Annotated in this window: 15 protein-coding genes; 7 read left to right on the plus strand and 8 right to left on the minus strand. The window is 70.7% G+C overall.

Annotated elements, in window-relative coordinates; all coding sequences use genetic code 11:
* The first annotated feature begins 49 nt into the window (after positions 1-49).
* From AC3AOF_RS18450 to AC3AOF_RS18460, 3 genes are all read left to right on the plus strand, one after another.
* Complete coding sequence (locus tag AC3AOF_RS18450) at positions 50-3,061, plus strand: ABC transporter transmembrane domain-containing protein (protein WP_488346130.1); 3,012 nt, start codon at positions 50-52, stop codon at positions 3,059-3,061.
* The gene (locus AC3AOF_RS18455; RefSeq protein WP_236989483.1) at positions 3,058-3,504 is read left to right on the plus strand and encodes a Crp/Fnr family transcriptional regulator; all 447 of its coding nucleotides are present in this window, start codon (positions 3,058-3,060) and stop codon (positions 3,502-3,504) included. Before AC3AOF_RS18450 ends, AC3AOF_RS18455 begins: the two co-directional genes overlap by 4 nt.
* A gap of 66 nt (positions 3,505-3,570) precedes the next feature.
* Complete coding sequence (locus AC3AOF_RS18460) at positions 3,571-4,332, plus strand: SDR family NAD(P)-dependent oxidoreductase (protein ID WP_488346131.1); 762 nt, start codon at positions 3,571-3,573, stop codon at positions 4,330-4,332.
* A gap of 651 nt (positions 4,333-4,983) precedes the next feature.
* Here AC3AOF_RS18460 and AC3AOF_RS18465 read toward each other — a convergent pair.
* The gene (locus AC3AOF_RS18465; protein ID WP_488346132.1) at positions 4,984-6,129 is read right to left on the minus strand and encodes an alpha-hydroxy acid oxidase; all 1,146 of its coding nucleotides are present in this window, start codon (positions 6,127-6,129) and stop codon (positions 4,984-4,986) included.
* 183 nt (positions 6,130-6,312) lie between these two features.
* Positions 6,313-7,980 (minus strand): L-lactate permease, encoded by a 1,668-nt coding sequence (locus tag AC3AOF_RS18470; protein WP_236989480.1) that lies wholly within the window; start codon positions 7,978-7,980, stop codon positions 6,313-6,315.
* A 258-nt stretch (positions 7,981-8,238) separates the two neighbouring features.
* Between AC3AOF_RS18470 and AC3AOF_RS18475 the strand changes: the two genes are divergently transcribed.
* A complete protein-coding gene (locus AC3AOF_RS18475; protein WP_236989479.1) occupies positions 8,239-9,018 on the plus strand; it encodes an FCD domain-containing protein in 780 nt (259 codons plus the stop codon).
* 205 nt (positions 9,019-9,223) lie between these two features.
* Here AC3AOF_RS18475 and AC3AOF_RS18480 read toward each other — a convergent pair whose 3' ends face one another.
* The 3 genes from AC3AOF_RS18480 to AC3AOF_RS18490 form a co-directional block, all read right to left on the minus strand.
* Positions 9,224-10,891: a methyl-accepting chemotaxis protein gene (locus AC3AOF_RS18480; RefSeq protein ID WP_488349016.1), complete on the minus strand. Its 1,668-nt coding sequence runs from the start codon at positions 10,889-10,891 to the stop codon at positions 9,224-9,226.
* 840 nt (positions 10,892-11,731) lie between these two features.
* Positions 11,732-12,175 (minus strand): VOC family protein, encoded by a 444-nt coding sequence (locus tag AC3AOF_RS18485; protein ID WP_488346133.1) that lies wholly within the window; start codon positions 12,173-12,175, stop codon positions 11,732-11,734.
* Positions 12,176-12,272: 97 nt separating this feature from the next.
* A complete protein-coding gene (locus AC3AOF_RS18490) occupies positions 12,273-12,368 on the minus strand; it encodes a DUF1127 domain-containing protein (RefSeq protein WP_488346134.1) in 96 nt (31 codons plus the stop codon).
* A gap of 208 nt (positions 12,369-12,576) precedes the next feature.
* On the opposite strand from AC3AOF_RS18490, the gene AC3AOF_RS18495 reads away from it, so the two are divergent.
* Positions 12,577-13,911, plus strand: a complete 1,335-nt coding sequence (locus tag AC3AOF_RS18495; protein ID WP_488346135.1) for an aminotransferase-like domain-containing protein — start codon at positions 12,577-12,579, stop codon at positions 13,909-13,911.
* 13 nt (positions 13,912-13,924) lie between these two features.
* On the opposite strand, the gene AC3AOF_RS18500 is transcribed toward AC3AOF_RS18495, so the two are convergent.
* The 3 genes from AC3AOF_RS18500 to AC3AOF_RS18510 form a co-directional block, all read right to left on the minus strand.
* On the minus strand, positions 13,925-15,178 hold the full coding sequence (locus AC3AOF_RS18500) for a pilus assembly protein TadG-related protein (RefSeq protein WP_488346136.1): 1,254 nt from the start codon (positions 15,176-15,178) through the stop codon (positions 13,925-13,927).
* A gap of 225 nt (positions 15,179-15,403) precedes the next feature.
* Entirely contained in the window at positions 15,404-16,402 is a 999-nt protein-coding gene (locus tag AC3AOF_RS18505) for a fumarylacetoacetate hydrolase family protein (protein WP_236989474.1), read from the minus strand.
* Between the two features lie 139 nt (positions 16,403-16,541).
* Positions 16,542-17,603 carry a zinc-binding metallopeptidase family protein gene (locus AC3AOF_RS18510; RefSeq protein ID WP_236989473.1) on the minus strand — a complete coding sequence of 354 codons (1,062 nt, stop codon included), beginning with the start codon at positions 17,601-17,603 and terminating at the stop codon, positions 16,542-16,544.
* A 323-nt stretch (positions 17,604-17,926) separates the two neighbouring features.
* Here AC3AOF_RS18510 and AC3AOF_RS18515 point away from each other — a divergent pair, with 323 nt between their 5' ends.
* On the plus strand, positions 17,927-19,477 hold the full coding sequence (locus tag AC3AOF_RS18515; protein WP_488346137.1) for an acetolactate synthase large subunit: 1,551 nt from the start codon (positions 17,927-17,929) through the stop codon (positions 19,475-19,477).
* Between the two features lie 127 nt (positions 19,478-19,604).
* Positions 19,605-21,995 (plus strand): putative bifunctional diguanylate cyclase/phosphodiesterase, encoded by a 2,391-nt coding sequence (locus tag AC3AOF_RS18520; RefSeq protein WP_236989471.1) that lies wholly within the window; start codon positions 19,605-19,607, stop codon positions 21,993-21,995.
* Positions 21,996-22,082: the final 87 nt, after the last annotated feature.

The raw sequence follows: 22,082 nt of genomic DNA on the forward strand, positions 1-22,082 counted from the left end.
TACACAGGCGGACGGGATCCGGGCGGGATTCTTGAGGCGGCAGACCACGATGAGCGGCGGGGCGGGGACGGCGGAGCGGACAGGGGTCGTCTCTAAGGAGGATCTGCCCAGGGGGGAGCTGCCTCCGGCGGCGGGCGACGGTCGGGCCGTCCCGCGCGGGGACCGCGCCGCCGGGGAGGACAGGGCGGAAGCGGCCCGCTTCGGCAACGATCCGGAGGCCGCCGACGCCTCGGGCGGCCTCGACCGCAGCCTGTTCCGCTACATCTGGCGGCACTCGAAGCGCGACCAGATCCTGATCTGCGCCGTCGTGCTGGCCTCGCTCCCGCTCTACTTCGCCTCCCTCGACCTGCCGCGGCGCATCGTCAACGAGGCGATCCAGGGCCACGCCTTCGAGAAGGGCAACGAGACCGCCAAGTTCCTGGTGCTGCGCCTGCAGATGCCGGACTGGTTCGGCCACGACATCTCGCTGTTTCCGGGCTTCGACGTCGACCGGTTCGAGCTCCTGTTCGGCCTCTCCTCGATGTTCCTGCTGCTGGTGCTGATCAACGGCGCCTTCAAGTACTGGATCAACGTGGCCAAGGGGGCGCTCGGCGAGCGGATGCTGCGGCGCCTGCGCTACCAGCTGTTCTCGCTGATCATGCGCTTCTCGCCGGAGGCCCTGCGCCACACCAAGGCGTCCGAGGTCGCCACCATCATCCGCGACGAGGTCGAGCCGATCGGCGGCTTCATCGGCGACGCCTACATCCTGCCGGCGTTCCTCGGCACCCAGGCCGCCACCGCGATGGCCTTCATCCTGCTCCAGAACGTCTGGCTCGGGCTGCTCGCCGCCGGGGTGGTGGGGGTGCAGTTCGTGGTCATCCCGCGCCTGCGGCGCGAATTGCTGCGCCTCGGGCGCCAGCGCCAGCTCGCCTCCCGCCGCCTCGCCGGCCGGGTCGGCGAGGTGGTGGACGGCATCGCGGCGGTGCATTCCAACGGGGCCGAGGCCTGGGAGCGGGCCGAGATCGGCCATCGCCTCGGCGGGTTGTTCGACCTGCGCCTGCGCATCTACCGGCGCAAGTTCATGGTCAAGTTCCTGAACAACCTGCTCGCCCAGATGACGCCGTTCCTGTTCTACTGCATCGGCGGCTACTTCGCCCTCAAGGGCCAGCTCAGCATCGGCCAGCTGGTCGCGGTGATCGCCGCCTATCGCGACCTGCCGCCGCCGCTGAAAGAACTGATCGACTGGGACCAGCAGCGCCTCGACGTGCAGGTGAAGTACGAGCAGGTGCTGCAGCAATTCCTGCCCGAGCGCCTTCTCGGGCTCGATGCGCCCGGCCGCGACGAGAGCCTGTGCGGGCGCCTCGCTGCCGAGGGCGTTGGCGTCCAGGAGCCGCACGGGCCGGTTCTCGCCAACGTCTCCCTGTCCCTGGACCTGCCGGCGATCGTCGGCATCGTCAGCGACGGCGGTCCGGCGGCCTCGACCTTCGCGCGGGTGCTGGCGCGGCGCGTGGTGCCGACCTCGGGACGGCTCACCCTCAACGACCACGACCTCGCCGAATGGTCCGGCGCGGCGCTCACCCGGCGCATCGCCTATGCGGGGGTCGATCCGATCCTGTTTCCGGGGTCCTTGCGCGACAACATCGTGTACGGCCTCAACCGCCGCCCACCCGAGGCGGCGGCGATGGACGCCAAGGCGCTCGCCGAGGCCCGCCGCACCGGCAACCCGGTCGAGCCCTTCCCGGCCGACTGGACCGATTACGAGCAGGCCGGCGTCCCGGATGCCGCCGCCCTCGATGCCCTGATCCTCGACTGGCTCACCCGCATCGGCATGGGCGAGGAGGTCTACCGCTTCGGCCTCCTCGGCCAGGTCGATCCCGAGCGCCACCCGGACCTCGCCGCGCGGCTGATCGAGGCGCGGATCGCCTTCCGCGAGCGCCTGGCGGCGGAGGGGCACGCGCATCTCGTCGAGCCGTTCGACCCCGCCCGCTACAACCGCCAGGCGACGGTGGCCGAGAACCTCTTGTTCGGCGTGCCGACCACCACGGCGCTGACCGGCCGGGCGCTCGCCGAGCACGCGGTGGTGCGCCTCGTCCTCGACCGCACCGGGCTCGCCGACGACCTCGTCACCATGGGCGAGCGCATCGCCGCGACCATGCTGGAGATCTTCCGCGGCCTGCCGAGCGGGCATCCGCTCTTCGAGCAATTCTCGTTCCTCTCCGCCGACGAATTGCCGGAATACGAGGCGATCCTCGCCCGCCGCACGGCCACCGAAGCCTCCGCCGAGCGCCATGGCGGCGGCACGCTCAACCGCATCCGGCGGCGCTGGATCGGGCTCGGCCGCTACGGCTCGGCCGATGCGACCCGGCTCATGGCCCTGCCGCTCGCCTATATCGAGCCCCGCCACCGCCTCGGCCTGATCGACGACGCCTTCCGCGAGCGGATGGTCGAGGCGCGGGCAGAGCTGCGCACCACCCTCGACGAGGCCGGGATGGGCGGCGTCGATTTCTACGACCCCGACCGGGTCTGCCCAGCGGCGCCTTTGCGCGACAATCTCCTGTTCGGCCGCGTCAACCAGTCGGTCGCCGATGCCGTCGAGACCGTGACGAAGACCGGCACCGCGCTGGTCCAGGAGATGCAGCTCGCCCCCGCCATCACCCGGGTCGGGCTCGATCACCAGGTCGGGCCCGAGGGGCGCTTCCTGTCGAGCGTCCAGCGCGCGGTGGTGAGCCTGGTCCGGGCCCTGATCCGCCGGCCGGACCTGCTCGTCCTCGACGGCGCCCTGTCGCCGATGGGCGAGGCCCGCGCCCGCACGGTGCTGGGCCTGCTCTTGGAGCGGTACGGCCGCGAGAACAGCCTCGTGGTGGTGCTGCCGAACGACCGCGTCGCTGACCGGTTCGCCCTGGTGCTGCAGGCCGCCGGCACGCAGATCCAGGGTCCGGAGAGGCCCGCCGGACCCGCGGCATCCCCCGAAGAGACGATGGCGGGGGCTGGCGCTGCGGCGCCGGCTGCGGCAGTCTCCGCACGCGCCGAGGACGAGACGGGGCCGGAACCGGCGCGCGTCGAGCAGGATGTGAAGGCATGACGCTTGAGACCGAGGTGCAGTCGCTGCGCCAAGTGCCGATGTTCCGCGAGGTGGATCCGGCCCGCCTGAAGCTGCTCGCCTTCACCAGCGAGCGGGTGCATTTCGCCGACGGCCAGCGCTTCTTCGACCGTGGCGACGCGGCGGATGCCGCCTACCTGATCCTGGAGGGGGAGGCGGCCGTGACGCTCGACGGGCCGCAGGGGCCGATCCGCCTGGCGCTGCTCGGCGCCAACGCGCTCGTCGGCGAGATGGGCATCCTGGCCGACCAGCCCCGCTCCGCCACCGTGACCGCGGTGGTGCCGACGACGGCGCTCCGCATCGACCGGCGGGTCTTCCTCGAACTCCTGAGCCAGTTCCCGCAGATCGCCATCGCGGTGATGCGCGAACTCGCCCACCGCCTCGAGATGACCAACCAGCAGCTCGCCCGGATGCGGACCGGCTGAGGCTCAAGGACCGACGAGGCCTGCCCGCGAACGAGGCAGGCCCGGACCACGATCGGGGGACACGCCATGGATCTCGCCGCAGGCCTGAAGGGCCGCCACGTCCTCGTCACCGGGGCTTCGGGCGGCCTCGGCGATCATTTCGCGCGCCTCTGCGCGCGTTGCGGTGCCGCCGTCACCGTGGCGGCGCGGCGCAAGGAGAAGCTCGACGCCCTGGTGCGGGATCTGGCGAGCGCCGGAGCCCCTGAGGCCCATGCCGTCGCCCTCGATGTCGCCGACCCGGATTCGGTGACGGCCGCCTTCGCCAGCCTGCACGCCCTGCCCGACGTGGTGGTCAACAATGCCGGCATCGCCGAGGGCGGGGCGGCGATCGACGTCGACACCGCGACCTTCGACCGGGTGATCGACACCAACCTGCGCGGCGTCTGGGCGGTCTCGACCAGTGCGGCCCGGGCCTGGCGCGAGGCCGGACGCGGCGGCGTCATCGTCAATATCGCGTCGATCCTGGGCCTCAGGGTCGCCGGCGGGGTCGCGCCCTACACGGTGTCGAAGGCCGGCGTGGTGCAGATGACCCAGGCGCTCGGCCTCGAATGGGCCCGCTACGGCATCCGGGTCAACGCGCTGGCGCCGGGCTATATCGGCACCGACATCAACCGCGAGTTCTTCGAGACGGCGCCCGGCCAGGCGATGCTCAAGCGCATCCCGATGCGCCGGCTCGGCCGGCCGGAGGACCTCGACGGCGCCTTCCTGCTGCTGGCCGGCGACGCCTCCGGCTGGATGACCGGGGCGACGCTGCCGGTGGACGGGGGGCATCTGGTGTCGGGGTTGTGAGGCACCCCCCGGAAAGCAGGGCTTTTCGGGGAAAGGAAAAGGCTAGGGTCTCCCCCTCTCCCCGCGGGCCTAGCGGATTCACACTTCTCCTCTGAGAGCTAAGCCTTTGTAAATGTGCGCGCTTTCCCCTCCCCCTTGTGGGGAGGGGTTAGGGGTGGGGGTGGTGCCGGAGAAGCCTCGGTGCTCTACGCGGCACCACCCCCACCTCCAACTCCTCCCCACAAGCTTGAGCGATCTCGGGCAAGCCCGAGATCGCCTGGGGAGGAGAGGCGCGCTACCTTCCAAGGGGAAAGCACCCAGACCGAGATGTGTGAATGCAGTAGCCCCGCGGGCGGGGAGAGGGCCGATCCCCCGTCCAGGGGGAGCGGCGAGCCCCCAGGGCGAGGGTGAGGGGGTGTTGCCGGAGGAGTCTCATCCGGAAATACCCCCTCACCCTCGCTTCGGCTTCGCCTTCCGCTTGCTGCGTCTCCTGAACGGAGACGTAGCCCTCTCCCCGCCCGCGGGGAGAGGGGAAACCCGCGCTGAATTTGTCTGGACGAAGGTTTCCCCGGATAGCCCTGCCCGGAATTGGGTTTTCCGGGAGGCGCATCGCGTGCCCTCCGGTATTCCGTGTAGACCTGCCTCGACGATCGAAGAGAGCAGGTCGCCCCCTCAGGAAAACCGCAGGTTGCTGCGTGTCAGCTGATCGACGGAAGAACACCCCATCAGGCGCATGTCCCGCTCGATCTCGGTCCGCATCAGGCCGAGCGCGCGCTCGACCCCGGCCTGCCCCGCCGCCGCGAGCGGGAACAGGTAGTAGCGGCCGAGACCGACGGCCTTCGCGCCGAGGGACAGCGCCTTGAGCACGTGGGTGCCGCGTTGCACCCCGCCATCCATGATCACGTCGATCCGGTCGCCCACCGCGTCGACGATCTCGGCGAGCTGGTCGAAGGCCGTGCGCGAGCCGTCGAGCTGACGGCCGCCGTGGTTGGAGAGGATGATGCCGGTGCAGCCGATCTCGACCGCGCGCTTGGCATCCTCCACCGACATCACGCCCTTCAGGCAGAACTGGCCGCCCCATTCCCGCACCATCGCGGCGACGTCGTCCCAGGACAGGCTGGGATCGAGCATCTCGGTGAAGTAGCGGCTGATCGACAGCGCGCCGCCGCCCATGTCGACGTGGCCGTCGAGCTGCGGCAGCTTGAAGCTCTCGTGGGTGACGTAGTTGATCCCCCAGGCGGGCTTGAGCGCGAACTGCATCATGCCGCCGAGGGTGAGCCGGAACGGGATCGAGAAGCCCGTCCGCTTGTCGCGCTCGCGGTTGCCGCCGGTGATGCTGTCGACGGTCAGCATCATGACCTCGATGCCGGCCTCCTTGGCGCGGGCCATCATCGCGCGGTTCAGGCCGCGATCCTTGTGGAAGTAGAACTGGTAGACCTGGGGACCGCCGCTGATCCGGCGGGCCTCCTCGAGGCTCACGGTGCCGAGCGAGGAGACGCCGAACATCGTCCCGTACTTGCCGGCCGCCGCCGCGACGGCCCGCTCGCCCTGGTGGTGGAACAGCCGCTGCAGGGCGGTGGGCGAGCAATAGACCGGCATGGCGAGCCGCTGGCCCATCACGGTCACGGACATGTCGATCTCGCCGACGCCGCGCAGGACGTTCGGCACCAGGTCGCACCGGTCGAAGGCGGTCGTGTTGCGCCGGTAGGTGACCTCGTCGTCGGCACCGCCGTCGATGTAGTCGAAGATCGGTCCGGGCAGGCGCGCCTTCGCCATGCGCCGGAAATCGTGGAAGCTGTGGCAGCTCTTCAGTCGCATCTCGTACGCTTTCCGATTGATCGCTTCGCGATGCGGAAAGCGGCTTCGCTCAAGCGCCGCGCGGGCTGGCGAGACGAGATCCGGAAGCGATCGACCGGATCTCGTCTCAGGGCTCCGCGGGCGCACGGCGCCGCCGCAGGCATCGAACGGGGGAGGGCCGGGGGGTGCCCCGGCCCGATGGCCTCAATGGACGACGGCCGGGACCGCCGCGTGCGGCACCATGGCGGTGAAGGGCGGCACATAGGCCTGCAACATCACCAGGAGGCCGACGAGGCAGGCGAGCGCGATCGAGTGGAAGAACACGTAGCGCAGGATCTTCGCCTCGCCGCCGTACCATTGCGTCGCGGTCGAGGCGACCACGATCGACTGGGCGTCGATCATCTTGCCCATGACGCCGCCCGCGGAGTTCGACGCCGCCATCAGGACCGGCGACAGGCCGAGCTGCTCCGCCGTGATCTTCTGGAGGCCGCCGAACAGCACGTTCGAGGCGGTGTCCGATCCCGTCAGCGCCACGCCGAGCCAGCCCAGCATCGCCCCGAAGAACGGGTAGATCCAGCCGGTCTGGGCGAAGGCGAGGCCCAAGGTGGCGTCGGTGCCCGAGTACTTGGTGACGTAGCCGAGCGCCAGCATCGCCGAGATCGTGATCAGCGAGTAGCGTACGAGCCAGGCGGTGCGACCGTATTCGCGCAGCAGCCTCACCGGGTTGAAGCCGAGGATCAGGCCGCCGACGATCGCCGAGAGCAGGATGCCGGTGCCCGTCGCCGAGAGCAGGTTGAGGGTGTAGATCGCGGCCTCGTTATGGGGCGCGGCGACGACCGGCGGCATCTTGACCACGAGGTTGTGCAGGGAGGGCACCGGCATCTTCCACACCCAGAGCGAGTCGAGCCAGATGCGGAATTGCGGGGTGCCCCAGGCGAAGACGAAGACCGACAGGATGATCCACGGCAGCCAGGCCCGGAACACGGTGCCCGCCGCGTGGGTCTTGCGCTCCACGACCGGGGCCGCCTCTCCCTCCATGTCGGTCGCCGTCCAGATCCGGGCCGGCTGCCAGACGCGCAGGAAGCCCGCCAGCGCCGCCATCGAGGCGATCGCCGCGACCACGTCGACGAGCCAGGGGCCGTGGAAGTTCGAGACGAGGTATTGCGGCACCGCGAAGGCGAGGCCGGCCACCAGCAGGGCCGGCCAGACCTCCAGCATGCCCTTGCGGCCGGCGAACGCCCAGATCAGCCAGAACGGCACGAGGAGCGAGAAGAACGGCAGCTGGCGCCCGATCATCGCCGAGAGCTCGATCAGGTCGAGGCCCGTGACCGCCGACAGCGCGATGACGGGCGCGCCGAGCGCCCCGTAGGCGACGGGCGCCGTGTTGGCGATGAGCGAGAGGCCTGCCGCAGCGAGCGGCGTGAAGCCGAGGCCCATCAGCATCGCCGCCGTCACCGCCACCGGCGTGCCGAAGCCCGCCGCGCCCTCGAAGAAGGCGCCGAACGAGAAGGCGATGAACAGGAGCTGGAGCCGCTTGTCCGGGGTGATGCCGGCGATCGAATCCCGCAGGATGTCGAACTGCCCGGTCTTCTCCGTCAGCCGGTAGAGGAAGATCACGTTCAGGATGATCCAGCCGATCGGCAGGAGGCCGAAGGCCGCGCCGTAGACCGCCGTGGCGCCCGCCATCGGGGCCGGCATCCCGAAGCCGATCACCGCGACGCAGAGCGCCACGACGAGGCCGAGGAGCGCCGCGACATGCGCCTTCAGGTGCAGGAGGCCGATGCCGCCGAGCAGCACGATGATCGGCAGGGCGGCGAGCGCCGTCGACCAGACGGCGCTCCCCAACGGATCGTAGGTTTGGTTCCAGCTCACTGCGTCGTCCTCCCGTTGCAGGTTCTCGGTCCGCGCGGCGATCGGGCAGCCTCCATCGTCACCCCTGGGCGCGTGGCGTACGCGCAGGGGCCGGATGCCGCTCTCACCGATCCGCGTCGAAGCCTTGGCTTGTCCTATGAGCCGATGGCTGCGCATTGGTAAAATGATTTTACCAAGCGCGTCAACTGGACATGGCGCTTGCCCGCGTTACAGTCCGGAGGCCGGCGGCGAGTTGGAGCCGGCGAGTGGGAGCACGGGATGGAGCCGGAGCCGATCAAGGGCGGGAGCGTCGCCGAGAGCACGGCCCGTCACCTCAAGGATCTGATCCTCGAAGGCGCCCTCAGCCCGGGCGACCTCCTGCTGCCCGAGCGCGATCTGGCGGTGCAGCTCAACGTGTCGCGCCCGACCCTGCGCCAGGGCATCAAGATCCTGGAGGACGAGGGTCTCATCGTGTCGACGCCGGCCGGTCGCTCCGTCGCCTCCCTCGGCAGCGAGATCACCGATCCGCTGATCGCGCTCATCGCCTCGCACGCGGAGGTCGTGGACGATTACCTCGAGTTCCGGGCGACGACCGAGCGCATGGCGGCGCGCCTCGCCGCCGAGCGCGCGAACGATGTCGACCGCGAGCGGCTCACCGCCTGCATGGAGCGCATCGACCGCGCCCACGAGGGCGGCGTGCAGCGCCAGGAGGCCGATGCGGATGTCGACCTGCACATCGCGGTCTACGAGGCGAGCCACAACCTCGTCGTCCTGCACACGATGCGCGCCCTGTCCGGCATGCTCCGGCAGGGCGTGATCGAGAACCGGGAGCTGCTGTTCTCACGCCCGGAAACGCGCGACCAGCTCCGGGCCCAGCACCGGGCGATCTACGAGAGCGTAATGGCGGGCAAGGTCGAGGAGGCCGGCGACGCGGCCGAGGCGCATATCCACTACACCCACCGGGCCCTGAACGAGATCAAGGCGTCCGAGGCCCGGCTTCAGGTCTCCCTGCGCCGGCTGAACGGCGGCCGCGTCTCGACGCGGAAGGCCGATCGTTAGAGCGCGTCACGATCGCGCTGCCATCGCGAAACGCTCTGAGTTTTTGCTTTGCCGCATTGTCTTCGACGAACCGGTATCCCCTTCGTCGGAAAAGGCTTCAGCCACCCAAGGGCGACATGCGGTTGACGCGGCGGGCGACATGGATCGCCGGACGGGCGACCGTCTCCAGGACGGTGCCGTCCGACGTCATCGTCCGCAAACCCTCTCAGGCAGCCCGGATGGTCGCGAGGAAGCGGGCGACCTCCCCGCCGAGATGCTCGGACTGGCGCGACAGCTCGGAGGCGGCCGACAGGACCTGGCCGGCCGCGGCCCCGGTCTCCTCGGAGGCCTGCGCCACGCCGACGATGTTGCCGGTCACCTCGTTGGTGCCGACGGAGGCCTGAGCGACGTTGCGGACGATCTCCTGCGTCGCCGCGCCCTGCTGCTCCACCGCTGCGGCGAGCGAGGTCGCCACGCTGTCGATCTCGCGGATCCGCTCGGTGATGCCGCCGATCGCCGTCACGGCCTGGGCGGTGACCCCCTGCACCTCGCCGATCTGGCGCCCGATCTCATCGGTCGCCCTGGCGGTCTGGGCGGCAAGCGCCTTCACCTCGCTCGCCACCACGGCGAAGCCGCGCCCCGCCGCGCCGGCGCGCGCCGCCTCGATCGTCGCGTTGAGCGCCAGAAGGTTGGTCTGGCCGGCGATCGTGGCGATCAGGCCCACCATGTCCCCGATCCGGGCCGAGGTGGCTTGCAGCGCCTGGACCAGGTGGCCGGTCTGGTCGGCCGCTCCCACCGCCGACTGGGCCAGCCGCGCCGAGCCGGAGACCTGCCGGCCGATCTCGACCACCGACGAGCCCAGCTCCTCGGAGGCGACCGCGACGGTGTTGACGTTCGCAGCCGCCTGTTCCGCGGCGGCGGCGACGGTGGTGGACTGGGACGCCGTCTCGGTGGCGATGGCCGTCATCTGCTGGGCGGTGGCCTGGAGTTCGGTGGCCGAGGACGACACCATGCCGACGATGCCGCCGACCGCGCGCTCGAAACCGTCGGCCAGTTCGACCATCGTGCGCTTGCGCTCGGCTGCCGCGGCCTCGTCGGCGCGGCGTTTGACCTCGGCCTCCTCGGCGGCCCTGCGGGCGACCATCGCCTTGATGCCCTCGACCGCCTTGCCCACCGCGCCGATCTCGTCGCGGCGGCCGGCTTCCCCGATCTCCGCATCGATCTCGCCGCGGGCCATGCGCTGGAGCACGCTGACGAGGCGGCCGAGCGGGCGGGTGACCTGCATGACGATCGTGTAGACGCCGTAGGCGATGCTGACGAGCGCGACGACGAGCGCGGACAGAAGAGCGAGGCGCGACCAGCCCGCATTGGTCTCGGAGCGTCGGAATTCCGCCTCCGCTTCACGGACCTGGAGCGTGGTCAGCTTGCCGAGCGTGAGATTGGTGGCCTGCATGCCCTTCAGCAAATCCGCATGGGTGGTCTCGAACTCCGAGGTGCTCCCGGCGGCGAGGCGTTTGAGGATCTCGGCTGCGATGGCGTGATTTCTGTCGATCTGCTCCTGTAGGTCCTTGGCGAGAATCTTCTCTTCCGGGGTCAAATAGCTGTTCAGATAGTCGATCCATTGCGCATGCAATCGTGACAGATCGCCTTCGATCTTTTCCTTGGCCTCTTGGTGCGCAATCTGCTTGCTGCGCAGCAGGCGCGAGACGTCGAACACATCGTCGTACGCGTCGCGAATGATGCTGAACTGCCGAAGACAGACGATGCGATCGTCGAAAATCGTCTTGAGGCTTTGATGATTCCAATGAAGCGCGACATTCCCGATCCCTGCAGTCGCAAACAGGACCAGGCCGATGCCGGCCAGCAAGGCGATAAGCCTCAATTTGATCGTCATCATCCAGCGGTCTTTCAGGGAGCGGGCTTGAACCGGCAGCGATCCCGATCTCGGGCACAAGCTCGATCAAGTCGCACAAATTTTATACAAATTGATTAAGAACTTACATCGATGCCTGAGCGTCGGCCCGGAAGATCACTTCCGGATTTCGTATCACCAGCCCGCGCGGCGTGCGAGCGAAGCCGATTTCCGCATCGCGAAGCGATCAGTCGGAAAGCGTATGACAATTCCGAAACATGAAGACCGGGCGCAAATGGCGCGTCCGGGACAAATCCGAGCGATCGTCGTGGACGCCTCCCACGAGGGAAGCGATCGATTCTTCGTCGCAAGAGCATCGGCACCCGACGCACCACCCAGGCAGCTTGCCGCAGGGTCAGACCGATGGATTACGAGCGGTCCGCCGACGCTTGCGCGCGACCGACACGCGCGTGATGAAAGAGCTCCGGTCCCGAACTTGGGCAGCCGTCGTGCGAAAACCGGATGATATGCTCCCGGAGCCTGCTTGACCGATCAATACGCTTCATCCCCTTCTCGGCCTCATCCTGGGGTGCTAGTCGATTGTGCTCCGACTGACCTCGAAGGAGGGCCCCAGGAATCACGGAGCCTCCTTCGAGGCTGCTTTCAGTCTGCGATCTATGATCGCCAGCACCTCGGGATGAGGTTGCGGGTGGGAAGGACTCATCCCGTGCGATGCCGTGATCGCCGATCCAACAGCTCTCGTACGATTTCCGGCTGATCGCTTCGCGATGCGGAAATCGGCTTCGCTCAGGTGTGTGAAGCGAAGCTTCACCGTTGCGGGCTCGTGAGACGAAATCCGGACGTGACCTTCCGGATTTCGTCTCACACCACCGGATAGGTGATGAACTCCATGAGCGACCCGTCCGGATCCCGGAAATAGACGCTGATGCCCTCGCCCACCGCACCATGCCGCGGCACCGGCCCCATCTCGACCGGGACGCCGTGCCGCTCGAGATGGACGATCGCCTCCTCGATCGGGCCGTGCCAGCGGAAGCACAGGTCGCTGTTGCCGGGCATCACCGGGGTCCGAGCCCGGGGCTCGCCGATCTGGCCCGGGCCGTGGCAGTTCAACTGCACGCCGCCGAAGCGGTAGGCGAAGCCCTGCCCGACCGGGATGACCTCCGCGCCGAGGATGTCCCGGTAGAAGGCGGTGGAGCGCTCCCAGTCCGAGACGTGGATGACGCAGTGGTCGAGGTGGATCGCCGGACGGACGACCGTCTCCGGGACGGTGCCGACGAGGTCGGGAAGGGTCTCGGTATCCGGCATCGAGGGGGCTCCGGGCGTGCGGAGCCCTAACGTAGCGCCATCGCCGCGCCGGTGACCAGGGGGCGGGCGGCATAGGGCGTTTCGCCGGTCGGTGTGGTCAGGCCCGCCAGAACGGCTTCACGCTCTCGCGCCGCACCACGTCCGGATCGAGACCGGTATCCCGCATCTGCGCGGGCGTGAGATCGGCGAGCACCCCGCGGTCCCGGGCGCGCCGCCACCATAGGCGCAGCAGGGCCGGGCGGGGTGGCCGAGGGTCGGAAGCGGAACGGGGGAAGGGGAGTGAGACGGCAGGCATGACGGTCGATCCGAGCAGGGGGGAAGGCAGTCCGGCCGGGATTGCATCGCCAGGATTGTACCGATACGAATGTCGGAGCAATCGAAACATTGTGCTCGGAGCAATAATGGCAGGCCTGGATTACCGGGGGATCGCCGATGCGGTGGCGGCGGAGATCGCCGAGGGGCGGCTGCGCCCGGGCGAGCGGCTGCCGCCGCAGCGCGACTTCGCCTATGCCCGCGGCATCGCGGTCTCGACGGCGAGCCGGGTCTATGCCGAGCTGGCCCGGCGCGGCCTCGTCCTCGGCGAGGTCGGGCGCGGCACCTATATCCGCTCCGATCTCGGCGCAGCGGAGCCGATCCGGCCCGAGCCGCCGCCGCACGCGCTCGATCTCCAGCGCACCATGTCGCGCCTGCCCGAGCAGGAGGCGCTGCTCGCCGAGACCTTGGCCGGGCTCGGGCGCGGGGCGATCGAGGCGGCGCTGACCCTCTACGGCCCGGCTGGCACGCCGCAGGCGCGGATGGTCGCCGCGCGCTTCCTCGCCCGCGACGGTTTCGCCCCCGATCCGGACGGGATCCTGTTCACCGGCAACGGCCGCCAGGGGCTCGCCGCCGCCCTGGCGACGCTCGCCCCGCCGGGGGAGCGCATCGGCTGCGAGCCGCTGACCTATCCGGTGATCCGGGGCATCGCGGCGCGGCTCGGCATCGCTCTCGTGCCGCTTGCCGTCGACGGCGAGGGCGTCCGGCCCGACGCCATCCTCCAGGCCCACCGCGCCGCGCCGCTGAGCGGGCTCTACCTGCAGCCGACACTGCAGAACCCGCTCGGGCTGACGATGGGACCCGAGCGCCGGGCGGAGATCGCCGCTGTCCTGACGCAGACCGGGCTCACGGCCGTCGAGGATGCGGTCTACGGCTTCCTGCGCGAGACGACCCCGCTCGCCGCCCTGGCGCCCGAGCGCGCGATCCTGGTCGACAGCCTGTCGAAACGCGTCATGCCGGGCCTGACGGTCGGGATGATCGTGAGCCCGCCCGAGATGGCGGAAAGCCTCGCGGTATCGGTGCGCCAGGGCGGGTGGAGCGCGATGGGGGTGGCGCTCGCCGCCGGCACCCGCTGGATGGAGGACGGATCCGCCGCCCGGCTCGAGCGCGCCAAGCGGATCGACGCGGCCGAGCGGCAGGCGATCGCCCGGGACTGCCTCGCCGGCCTGCCGGTGACGGGCGACCCGGCGGCCTATCACCTCTGGCTCACGCTGCCGGAGACCTGGCGGGCCGAGGCCTATGCGGCGGCGGCCCTGCGGCGGGGGATCGCGCTCATTCCCGCCTCTTCCTTCGCGGTCAGCCCGGGCCACGCCCCGAACGCCGTCCGGCTCGCCCTCGCGACGCCGTCGCGGGCCGATCTCGCGCGGGCGCTGGGTTCCCTGCGCCGCCTCGCGCTGGCGGGGGACGATCAGGTGATCGAGTAGGGATGCCGGCCGGTCACTGCGCCAGGCGCACCGGCTGGTCCTTCGCCGGGCCGACGCCGGCCGGGACCGGGATGGTGGAGGAGTTGTAGTTCGCATTGATGACGAGGTTGGCACTCCCCATCGTCCGGATCGTGCGTGCCACCACCACCGTCCAGGGCGACTGGTCGGCGATCTTGGTGTTGGTGCCGCGCACCGTGAGGCTCGCATTCGGCAGGTAGATCGTGCCGACGAGCTTGCGGGCGTTGGTGGTCGAGATCTCGACGTCGCTGATGAAAGTGCGATCCGTGATCAGCACGAAACCCGCATAGGGCCCGCTCTTGCGGCCTTCCAGGTTCAAGACGGCATTGCCGGTGATCTGCGCCGCGGCGGCGGTCTTGAGAATGAGGACGACGTCGGTGCCGGTCACCGTCGAATTCCCGCCGATGCTCAGGGCGGGGCCGATGAAATAATGCTCGCCGGGCTCGAGGACGAGATTGGCCGATCCGAGCACCGCGATGGCGGCACAATGGACGCCGGGCTTGAGATACGTGGTGCCCATCCCGATGTTGATCGACGTGTCGCAGAGCGAGAGCGGTGTGTCGATCCTCATGGCCGCGAACGGGTCCGGCATCGACGGCGCGTCGGTCACCGGGGCCGGACGGATCGGGCCGGAGGCGCTGCCGGCGGCCCGTGCCTCGCCGGCCCACAGGGCGGTGCCTGCGCCCGCATTCAGGTCGGCGTTGCTCTGGACGAGGCAGTCGCCAGCCGTGATCACCGAGCTACCCTGCAACGCGATGGTGGAGGCCCCGATGCCGAGGGGGCCGCTTCCCTGCGCGCCGAGCACGCAGAGCGGCTTGCGCGCGGTGCGGACCGCCGTCGCGGTGGCGGCGAGGTTCCAGCCGCCCGGCGGCAGCAAGCTGCGGAAGAACGAGGCGCGGTGCGCGGTCTGGCTCACCGTCACCGCGCGCGACGCGGCATCGACCGTGGCCGTCGAGGTGATCGTCCAGCGCAGGCGCAGGGGCTCTGCCATGGCGTCGGCGTAGAGGCGGGTTCGCTCCTGCGTGGCGGAGGACTGGTCGACCCCGAATTCGCCCGCGCCCTGGAGCGCTGCCGCGTCGACGTTGCCCTGGAGCTTCGCCTTCGCCAGCATCACCTCGGTGATCTCGGCGACGCCGACCGATCCCATCGCCAGGAGCGGCAGCAGCAGGCCGAGGATGACGATGACCGTCCCGCTCCGGCAGCGCCGGAAGCGGTCGAGACGGAGGGCGAGATCCAGGCAGGGTCGCATCGATGGGGCGGACGCTCATCAAGATGGCGGCCGGATCGACTGCAATCGAAAATTGCATTTCCGCGCTCGCAACATCGGCACTTGCCGTTTGTTGCGTCAAATTCCGAACAAATACCTAATGCCTTCGCTCAACGGCGCTGCCATGGTGTGATTCAAGGTTATCGGTTGCGTTTTACTGCCAGCACAACCGGCGCGCCCTGAGGCGGCGCGCCGGCCGTCTCTGCGTCAGCCGGTCACGTCGTGCTCGATCGCCCCGAAGATCGAGTGCCCGCCGGCATCCTTCATCTCGACCCGCAGGCGGTCGCCGGCCGCGAGGTAGGGGGTGCGGACCCAGCCGCCGGTCAGGGCCTCGGCGGCGCGGGCCTCGGAGAGGCAGGCATAGCCGGCGCCGCCCTCGGCGGCGGGGCGGCCCGGGCCGCCGTCGATGCCGCGGTTGGAGACCGGACCGGCGCTGACGATCGTGCCGGCGCCGAGCGCACGGTGGCGCGCCGCCTCCGCCACCAGGGCGACGAGGCTGCGGCCGAGATCGGTCCCGGCCTCGGGGCAGCCGAGCGCCTTGCCGTTGCGGCTCACCAGCAGCGGGCGGTGCAGGGCGCCGTCCCGCCAGGCATCGCCCAGCTCGTCGGGGGTGACCACCACGGGTGCGAGGCTCGCGGCGAGCGCCGGCGCCTCGGCCCCGTCGAGGTCGAGCCCGTCCGGCCGCAGGCGGTCGTGGCGGATCACCTCCGCCACCAGGGTCACCAGCCGGATGGCGTCCCCGGCGGCGGCCGCATCGGCGCCGGGGCCTACGTCGCCGGTGATCACCGCGAGGCCCGCCGCGAGATCGAGGGAGGCGGCCGGGTCGTCGGGCGTGAGCCGGTCGCGGGGCCCGAGGAACCCGTCGGAGGCGGCGGGCACGAGGAGCCCCGCCTCGCCGGCCGGCGCCTCGGCGCCCGCGGCCTGGCGCAGCAGGGCCGGGTAGCTCGGCCAGGCGGCGGCGTGCCGGCGGGCATAGGCCCGCGGCAGGGGAGCCGCGCAATCGTGCTCGTGGAAGCGGAACGAGGGCACCGAGCCGTGTTCGAGCTGCTCGGCCAGGGCGTTCAGCGCCGGGGCGTAGCGCTCCCAGTCGTCGAGGGCCTGCTGCAGGGTCGGTACCACGATGAAGGCGTCGGTGGCGCGGGTCAGGTCGCGCGAGACCACGACGAGGCGGCCGTCGCGGCCGTGCTTGAGGCTGGCGAGCTTCATTCGGCGTCCCTCCTGGGGCCCGCTGATGCGGGCGGGGCGGCCCGATTCGTCGGGCACGTTGCCCCATCATGGACCGCCCCGGCCGCGGAGGCTACGGCCGGGACGGTAAGGCGCATCCCTTTACGTCAGACGTCGTCCGTCAGATCGTCCCATGGACGAGGCCGTGGATGAAGCCGAGCTTGGCGATCACCGGCGGGGCCAGCACGAAGGGGTAGAGGTCGCCCTGGCCCATCGCCCGGTTGACGCTGTTGAGCGCGAACACGAAGGGCAGCCAGGCCTTCATGATCTGCTCGATGCTCTGCGCCTCGTAGGGGTCGAAGTCGATCCGCGCGGCGAGCTCGCCGCCGGCGTCGAGGAGCGGATGGACCTGCATGCCGAAGGCGCTCGCCATCTCCAGCGTGTCGACGATGTGCAGGTAATGGGCCCAGGTCTCGGCGAAATCCTCCCACGGATGAGTGGTGGCGTAGGCCGAGACGAAGTTCTCCTGCCAGTTGGCCGGCGTACCCTGCTCGTAGTGGCGCTGGAGCGCGGCGTTGTAATCCTGCGAATCGTCGCCGAACATTGCCCGGCAGGCGTCCAGCCGGCCGGCATCGCGCACCAGCAGGTCCCAGTAATGGTGCCCGACCTCGTGGCGGAAATGCCCGAGCAGGGTGCGGTAGGGTTCGCCCATCTCGCGCCGGCGCTTCTCGCGCTCGGCATCGTCGGCCTCGACGAGCGCGATGGTGATGACGCCGTTGTCGTGGCCGGTCATCACCTTCGGGCCCTGGTTCTCCGGCGGATCGGCCAGGAAATGGAAGATCAGCCCGTGCTCGGGATCCTCGGCCCGGGTCTGCAGCGGCAGGTTCCAGCGCAGCAGGCTGTAGAACAGCCGGTGCTTGGCAAATTCCATCTCGCGCCACTTGGCGAGGTGGTCCGGATTCGACACGTCGGGGATGGTGCCGTTGTGGCGGCAGGCGAGGCAGAAGGTGTCGCCCGAGCCCGGCGGCACCAGCCAGTTGCAGGTGTCGTGCACCGCGTTGGCGCAGAACCGGCTCGGCCGGTCGCGGGCGGCGAGCGGCGTCCAGTCCTCACCGCCTGCCGGCTCCAGCGCCGAGAGCGTGCGGGTCTCCGGCAGGTAGGCGAGGCGGTGGCCGCAGCGCTGGCAGGTCCGGTTCTCGAAATACAGGATGTTGCCGCAGGACTGGCACTGGAACAATTTCATCGGAGCCTCCACCGGGCGCGCTGCCCGCCGCACGGTGCAACGAACGTGCTAGGGGGGCGGTGGTTGCGGTGCTCCCTCGCCCGGAGCCGCATCGAGGCTCACGGTCGTCGTTCGACCGTCCGCTCCGGCGTCCGTGATGAGCGATCGAGTGTGAACGCCTCCACGCTCAGCCTATCATCGCCCGCAGGGAAGGCCGCCGTGAAGCCGGGCGTCACGGCGCCCACCCATGTCCCCCACGCCCTCACGGCCCGCACCGAAATCCCCTATCACCAGACCGCAAACCCGAACCGGGCCGACAGATGCCCGCGCGAGAGGAGACGCCGATGGCGATGAACGGGGCCGAGAGCCTGGTGCGCACCCTGGTGGCGGGGGGCGTCGAGGTGTGCTTCACCAATCCGGGCACCTCGGAGATGCACTTCGTCGCCGCCCTCGACCGGGTCGAGGGGATGCGGGCGGTGCTGTGCCTGTTCGAGGGCGGGGCGACGGGCGCCGCCGACGGCTATGCCCGCATGGCCGACAAGCCGGCCTCGACGCTCCTGCATCTCGGGCCAGGCCTCGGCAACGGCATCGCCAACCTGCACAATGCGCGCCGCGCCCGCTCGCCCCTCGTCAACATCGTGGGCGAGCACGCCACCTATCACCGCACCTTCGACGCGCCGCTGACCTCCGACATCGAGGGGCTGGCCGGCCCGGTCTCGGCCTGGGTCCGCACGGGATTGAGCGCCAGGGCGGTGGCGGCGGACGGGGCCGACGCCATCGTCGCCGCCCGCACCGCGCCCGGGGGCGTCGCCACCCTGATCCTGCCCGCCGACACCGCCTGGGAGGAGGGCTCCGGCATCGCCCCCCTGCCGGCGATCCCTGAGCGGCCGCGGGCGAGCGACGAGGCGATCGCGCATGCGGTCGCCGCCTTGCGCAGCGGCGAGCCGGTGCTCCTCCATCTCGGCGACCGGGCGGTGCGCGACGAGGGACGGCGGCTCGCCGCCCGCATCGCGGAAAAGACCGGCGCGAAGCTGCTCGCCATGACGTCGAACGCCCGCATCGACCGCGGCGCCGGCACGGTGCCGATCGAGCGCCTGCCCTATCCGGTCGATCCGGCCCGCGAGGTGCTGGCGCCCTACAAGCATGTCATCCTGGTCGGCGCGACGCTCCCGGTGGCGTTCTTCGCCTATCCGGGCAAGCCGAGCGCGCTCGCAAGCCCCACCTGCGACGTCTTCGCTCTCGCCACGCCGGAGCAGGACCAGATCGATGCGCTCGCCCGCCTCGCCGAGGCGGTCGGTGCGCCGGAAGAGGCGCCGCTGCCGCCGCTGTCCCGCCCCGACCTGCCGGGGGACGGGCGCCTCGACCAGGACGCGATCGGCCGCGTGCTCGGCGCGCTGATCCCCGAGGGCGCGATCGTCTGCGACGAGTCGGTGACGACGGGGCGCAACTTCTTTCCCGCCACCCATGCGGCGGCGCCCCATACCTGGCTCCAGCTCACCGGCGGGTCGATCGGCCTCGGCATCCCGATGGCGACCGGCGCCGCGGTGGCCTGCCCGGACCGCAAGGTGATCTCGCTCCAGGCCGATGGCAGCGCCCTCTACACCGCCCAGGCGCTCTGGACCCAGGCGCGCGAGCGCCTCGACGTGGTGACGCTGATCTGGGCCAACCGCTCCTACGCGATCCTGCGCCACGAACTCACCAATGTCGGCGCCAATCCCGGCCGCAAGGCGATCGACATGCTGACCCTCGACGATCCGCCGATCGACTGGGTGAGCCTGGCGCGGGGCTACGGCGTCGAGGGGCGCCGGGTCGAGACCCTGGCCCAGTTCGTCGATACCCTCAAGGGGGCGCTCGGCCGGCGCGGGCCGTTCCTGATCGAGGTCGCGCTCGGATAGCAACGCCGCGCATTCGCGGAATCTTCACCTTGCCTTGCGCCGATCCGTTCGAAAGCCGGCTCATTTTAACCATCCGGAAGACCTGCGAGGTCTATCGCCGGGACGGTGCGGGTTCGGATCGGATCGGATGAGCGGGAACGCGAAGGGCGACGGCACCGAGGGGCTGCTGCACCGCTGGCGCGCCGCCCGGGCCGCCGCCCGGGGGCTGCCGGCCTACGAGGACCTGGTGCTGGGCAATCTCGGCCGCATGGCGAGCCGGTCCGCCCTGGTGGGCGGGCAGGCCTCCCATCTCTGCCTGCTCTGGGTCGGCGAGGCATTCGAGGGCTGGCTCGGCCGCGAGGGGGCGGGCATCGCCCTCGACGACCTGCCGGGCGGGCTCGCGCAGTCCCTGCGCGAGGTCGTGGGCGACGCGCTCGCCACGGACGAGCCGGTCCGCGCGCCTTGTGCCCGGGTGGCCGGGGGCGTCGCCTACACCACCGGGATGCTCGGCCTGCCGCTCGCGACGAAAGCCGGCGAGCGCCTGGTGCTGCTATGCCTCGCCGGCGACGCCGCACGCACGAACCTCCTCAAGACCCTCTTTCGCTCGACCCGGCAGGGCATGGTGGCGGCGGCTGCCCTGCGCGACGCGAACGGCGCGGTGTGCGACTTCCGGATCCTCGCACTCAACGCCGCCGCGGCCGCGATGCTGCGCGCCACCGTCGAGACGGCGCAGTGGCAGCGCCTGACCACGCTGCTGCCGCACCTGCGGACCTCGGCGACCCTGGATCGCCTGGTGGCGGCCCTCGACGGCACGGCCGGCAGCTTCGAGGGCTCCTATCCGCGGCCCGACGGGGGGATGCTGCACCTGCGCATCGAGGTCGCGGCGATGGGCGAGTTGCTCGGCGTCACCCTCACCGATATCGGCGACCTGAAGGCCCGGGAGGCCTCGGCCCGCCTGTTGTTCGAGCACAACCCGGTGCCGATGTGGCTCTCGGGCGAGGACGGGGCGGTGCTGGCGGTGAACGATGCCGCCACCGGCCATTACGGCTTCTCGCGCGAGGACTTTTTGGGGTTCTCGGACGGCGACCTGATCGCCTCGGAGGCGTCCGGCCCGTCCCAGCGCCACCGCCGCCGCGACGGCAGCCTGATCGACGTCGAGGTCTTTTCCGGCCCGATCCCGTTCGAGGGCCGGCGCGCCACCCTGACGGCCTGCGTCGACGTGACCGAGCAGCGCCGGGCCGAGCAGCGCATCGCCCACATGGCCCATCACGACGCCCTGACCGGGCTGCCGAACCGGGTCCTGTTCCACGAACGGCTGGCCGAGGCGGCGGCATCGGGCACGGGTCTCGGCCTGCTCTGCCTCGACCTCGACCATTTCAAGCTCGTCAACGACACCCTCGGCCACCCGGCGGGCGACGCGCTGCTGCGCGAGGTCGCCGAGCGCCTGCGCGCCTGCCTCGGGCCCGACGGGCTGGTGGCGCGGCTCGGCGGCGACGAATTCGCGATCCTGAGCCCCGCGAGGCGGGACGTCCTGCTCGCCCTCGCCGACCGGATCGTCGCCGCCCTCGGCCGGCCCTTCGCGCTCGACGGCCAGGACGTCACGATCGGGGCCAGCATCGGCATCGCGCTCGCCCCCGAGCACGGCGACGACCCCGACGGGCTCCTGCGCAAGGCCGACACCGCGCTCTACGCCGCCAAGGCCGACGGGCGGCGCACCCGGCGCCTGTTCGAGCCCGCCATGGACGCGGCGCTCCAGAACCGCCGCGCCCTGGAGCGCGACCTGCGCGCCGCCATCGCCGCGGAGGCGCTGGAGGTCCATTACCAGCCCCTCGTCGACGCGCGCAGCCTCGCGGCGACGGGCTGCGAGGCGCTCCTGCGCTGGCGCCATCCGGAGCGGGGCTTCGTCTCGCCGGGCGCGTTCATCCCGGTCGCCGAGGAGACGGGGCTGATCGCGCCCTTGGGCGAGTGGGTGCTGCGTCAGGCCTGCCGCGAGGCCGCCGGCTGGCCGGCGGGCATCCGGGTCGCCGTCAACCTCTCGCCGGCCCAGTTCCGCACGCCCGACCTCGTCGGCACCGTGGCCCGGGCGCTCGCCGAATCCGGCCTCGACCCGTCCCGGCTCGAACTGGAGATCACCGAGCAGGTGATGCTGGAGGAGACGACCGCCAACCTGGCGGTTCTGCACCGGCTGCGCGCCCTGGGCGTGCGGATCGCCATCGACGATTTCGGCACCGGCTACGCCTCGCTGAGCTACCTGCAGGCCTTTCCGTTCGACAAGATCAAGATCGACCGCTCGTTCACCGCGGCGCTCGGCCGCGAGGCCACCGCGATGGCGATCGTGCAGGCGGTGATCGGGCTTGGCGCCAGCCTCGGCATCACCACCCTGGCGGAGGGCGTCGAGACCGAGGCGCAGCTCGCCATCCTTCGGGGCTGCGGCTGCGGCGAGGTGCAGGGCTTCCTGTTCGGCCGGCCGGTGCCGGCGGCCGAGATCCGCCGGCTCGTCGCGGCCTCCGCGCGGCCCGCCGGGATGGCGGCGGCCTGATTGTCGCCACCCGGTTTCGCGGGGGTTGAGGCCGGGAGGACACAACCCGGGCGTCCGGGAGCGGGTAGGCATGAGGTGAATTCTTGC

Source organism: Methylobacterium sp. 142-1Y (assembly GCF_057747795.1).